The following is a 220-nucleotide window of genomic DNA, read 5'->3' as shown; positions in this document are numbered from 1 at the left end:
GTCGCTTTTTGGTTGCAGGTGATGTGTGCTTCTACCTTTGCCGCACAATCAGCCCAATCGGCTACTGCACGTTCATAGGCCAGTTGAAAATCGCCGTTAGTCTTAGGGCGGGTTCCGACCAGGTGGCACGCGGTTGGTGTTTCGCAAGTATTCCAGATAATCGGTGCTGGAGCGGAAGGTGGGGCGGTCGTACAGGCTGACAACATGAGCAGGCAAAGGC

Annotated in this window: 1 protein-coding gene; it reads right to left on the bottom strand. The window is 55.5% G+C overall.

Going from position 1 to position 220, the window contains the following annotated elements:
• On the bottom strand, positions 1-212 hold a 212-nt coding region (gene lysC / locus A596_RS23940), incomplete at its 3' end, for an Rz1-like lysis system protein LysC (protein ID WP_412130343.1).
• Positions 213-220 lie beyond the last annotated feature (8 nt).

This window comes from Cellvibrio mixtus subsp. mixtus J3-8, assembly GCF_000766945.1.
Lineage (GTDB): Bacteria > Pseudomonadota > Gammaproteobacteria > Pseudomonadales > Cellvibrionaceae > Cellvibrio > Cellvibrio mixtus_A.
This window is presented reverse-complemented; position numbering and strand designations above follow the sequence as displayed.